4 protein-coding genes are annotated in these 3,311 nt (G+C 68.4%); all 4 read left to right on the forward strand.

The window, feature by feature from the left end:
- On the forward strand, positions 1–180 hold a 180-nt coding region (locus tag AC16DP_RS08400; protein ID WP_483956670.1), incomplete at its 5' end, for a hypothetical protein.
- An 80-nt stretch (positions 181–260) separates the two neighbouring features.
- Complete coding sequence (locus AC16DP_RS08405; RefSeq protein ID WP_329732918.1) at positions 261–446, forward strand: hypothetical protein; 186 nt, start codon at positions 261–263, stop codon at positions 444–446.
- A 271-nt stretch (positions 447–717) separates the two neighbouring features.
- Positions 718–2,367 carry a SitA5 family polymorphic toxin gene (gene sitA5 / locus AC16DP_RS08410; RefSeq protein WP_483956669.1) on the forward strand — a complete coding sequence of 550 codons (1,650 nt, stop codon included), beginning with the start codon at positions 718–720 and terminating at the stop codon, positions 2,365–2,367.
- A gap of 7 nt (positions 2,368–2,374) precedes the next feature.
- The gene (locus AC16DP_RS08415) at positions 2,375–2,989 is read left to right on the forward strand and encodes a pentapeptide repeat-containing protein (protein ID WP_329732916.1); all 615 of its coding nucleotides are present in this window, start codon (positions 2,375–2,377) and stop codon (positions 2,987–2,989) included.
- Positions 2,990–3,311 lie beyond the last annotated feature (322 nt).

Genomic DNA, 3,311 nt, shown 5'->3' on the forward strand with positions numbered 1-3,311 from the left:
GACCGCGAGCGCCTCTTCCACTGGCAGGCCCTGCGCAAGGGCACGGTGCGCATCGCCGTCGGGGTGCGCTCGGCGGTGTTCGCTCCCGTGGAGAACCTCGGCCTCGTGGTGGTGGACGAGGAGCACGCGACAAAGCCGTGGAACAGTTCGAGTGGACGAAGGCGGGAAATTACGTGGTGAGGCCCGGCTTCGAGGGGGTAGTCGATGGGCTCGGGACGCTCCTCGCTTCGGACAGCTGGGAGGTAGAAGAGGCGACTCGGGTGTCCGGTTCGGGAGAGGCACTTGCCCGGGTGCGGACGCTGACTCCGGTTGTCGTCGCGCCGGGTGGCGATGCGGCCTTCTACGTCGTGAGCGAGCCGACGGCCCGTGCAGTGCCCGGGGCGTACACGCTCAAGCTGAGGGGCGGCGGCCGCGAGCTGGTGCTCGAGAACGTCACCTTCAAGTGAGGAAGCGGTAGGTTCTTCCCAGCAGGCGGCGCCGCCACCGCCTCGCGGGGAACTCCGTATCGCGGCTTCCCCCGGGAGCTTCGGTGTTGCCCGGGGTTGTGGCCGGAGGCGCGCTGCTCGTCCATCCACGCGGCGGGTGGGGTGAGAGGGTTCCGTCAAGGGGGGTGGTGTCGTTTCTCGGCCTCGCGCGAGCGCCTCCCCCCCCCTGTTTGGTTGGGTCTCCCGCATCCTATCCTTCAGGGTTGTTCCACCTGAGGGGAAGGCCAGCGCCATGGCGAATGAGTACCGAAGTCCTGGGGCGGGGGAGGGCGGCGGTACGCAGCTCGAGGCTCGAAGAGGGAGGACGGGGGCCCCGCAGCCCTGGGCACCCGCTGGAGCCTTGGGCCTCATCATCCTCTTCCTCTTCTCGGCGTGCGCGACGCAGGCGCCCATGGGTGGGCAGCTCGCCGGGGGAAGCCGCTGGCGGCCGACGACGACGAAGGAGGTCCGCTCAGCGCAGCGAAAGCTCGAGCCCGTGGTTGCCGTCTTTGCTGACAGTCCCACGGCGCACGGCAACACCCAGGTGGTGACCCTCACGGCGGCCGAGTACCAGCGCGCGGTGCAGTTGCTCGGCCACCGCTTCCGGGTAAAGGGCACGGCACAGGAGACGGCCCAGGTGCTCCTCCAAGCCATGCCGGAGGAGGAGCTGCTTGCCGAGGTGTACCGCGACAGGGTGCTCACGCTGGTGCCGCTCAACGACAAGGGCCCGCTCGTGCCCGAGGCCGAAGCGGCACTCAAGGAAAAGTACCTGCGCTGGTGCGAGCACCGGGGCGGGGGCGACTGCCTGGGCCTCTTCACGGACGGGCCCTATCTGCGCACCGACGACAGGCGCACCCTGGCGCTCGCCCTGGCCTTCGGCACGGTGCTCGACGAGACGCAGGCGGCCCTCGGGCGAGAGTTGAGCCCGAAGGCCATCCTCTCGTCGCTGGTTTGGGCTGCGGGGCTGTACCTGGCGCTCTGGCTACTACCCGAGCCGAGCACGAAGGCGGCTGCGGCCGCGCTGTCGGTCGTGCTGCTCGCTTGGCTGGGCGTGGACGCCATGTGGGGCCTTGTGGATGGCTGGGCGGCCATGGCTCAGCGCGCCCACGAGGCCACCACCTTCGAGGAGCTGCGCGATGCGGGCGAGTCCTTCGGGCAGGTGATTGGGACGGATGCGGCCCGGGCCCTTATTCTCGCGGTGGCCACGCTCAGCGGGCGGACGCTCGGCGAGGTGGCCGCGCACGTGCGTTCGCTGCCGAGGTTCAACCAGGTTCAGGCGCAGTGGGCGGCGCAGGGCATGGAGGGCTCGGTGGCGGTGGCGATGGAGGAGGCCGCTGCGGTGGAGGTGGTGGTGGAGGAGAGCCGCGCGCTCGTCGTCCTCACCTCCCCGCAGGCGCCGGTGGCCATCAACATCCTGGCCAAGAGCGGAAGCGCGGTAGCCGGTGGAGGGCACTCGGGCACCGTGGTCATCCAGCACCGCGGCGGCAACAAGCAGGTCGTCCTCGGCAATGGGGAGCGGTGGCACCTCGCACCCGGGAAGAGCATCCACGACATTCCAGCGCGCGACGCATTGGGTGACGAGCTGCAGGCGGCCGTGAAGGAGGTGGCGGCGATGTGGTCCCAGGCGGAGCTGTCAGTCGATGAGCTCGCGGCGATCAAAAGGTTGCGAGCAGCCGGCAAGGACTACCGCGCGAATCTACTGGAGCGCCAGGCGCGAGGGCGGTGGGTGGAGACGCAGATGAAGGACCGATTCCCAGGGCTGTCCTGGAACAGCCGAGGTGTCGATATTACGGGGCCGGGCGGACAGAGTTACCATTACGAGATCCTGTCTGGTACGGAGTCGAACTTCGCGCTGCATGGGCGGCGGATGGCGAGCACCTTCTTTCGCATGATCTTCTTCTGAGGTCCGCGTGACTCCCAACATCCACTACGAGAAGCGAGAGATTGCCGGCGCGCGGCTGGAGCTGAAAAGGGGGCCAATCTACTGGCTCGGCCCGGACCTCACGCTGCGCGACTGCACCGTCATTATCAGCGCGGCAGGGCGGTCGCTGGTGCCTATGTCGGGACAGTTCATCAACTGCACCATCCAGGCGAGGGGCGAGTTGAAGACCGTGCGCTGGGCGCCCATCAACTTCAAGGGGTGCCGGTTCACGGGCCGGTTTACTGGCAACGACTTCGGGTTCCGCGAGGACCTGGACGAGAGGGAGAAGCTGGGAGGCGTCGAAGACTGCGACTTCTCGGAGGCCCGGCTCAACGGGTGCCGGTTCCGCAATTGCGACATGAGGACCATTCGCCTGCCGCGATGGCCGTGCTTCACCTTTTTGGACCCACTCGGACACGCGGCGCAACTGCGCCGGCACGCTTGGCCCGGACTGGTCGGCAGAGCCACCGTCGAGGCTGTCTGCGAGTCGCCTGTCGGCACGGTCGCGGTAACCTGGCATGCGCCCACGGTGGCCGAGAAGATGGATACGACTGTCGAGGACCTGCTCGCGGCGTTGGAGACGGCTCCGGGGATTTTGATGTGAGGGTGAGCTACTCGGCCACTGCATTCTGGCGCCCGCGCACGGTTGCGCGCCTTCGTCAGCGGCCATGCGCGCCGCCCTGCGTGCGCTCCAGTCCGGAATGGAGCACGCCGAGAACCCCTGGCTCGGCTGAGGTGAACCCCGTCCCCACTGGGGGTGTGGCCTTCTGTGTCCACGGATGTGTCCGCGGTGAACACCCCGGCCAGAAACTACCGGTGTCAGGGAGCGCCGCTACAGTGGTTCACAGGTCGCCGTGAGCCCCTCGAACCTCGCCTCCGTCGCAGTCGGCCGTCCCGTGCGGGGCGAGTTCACCTATGTCGTCCCC

It is taken from the genome of Archangium sp. (genome assembly GCF_057119385.1).

Excerpts from the sequence above, each read along its gene's own strand:
- sitA5 (WP_483956669.1), top strand. The coding sequence starts at position 718 with ATGGCGAATGAGTACCGAAGTCCTGGGGCGGGGGAGGGCGGCGGTACG.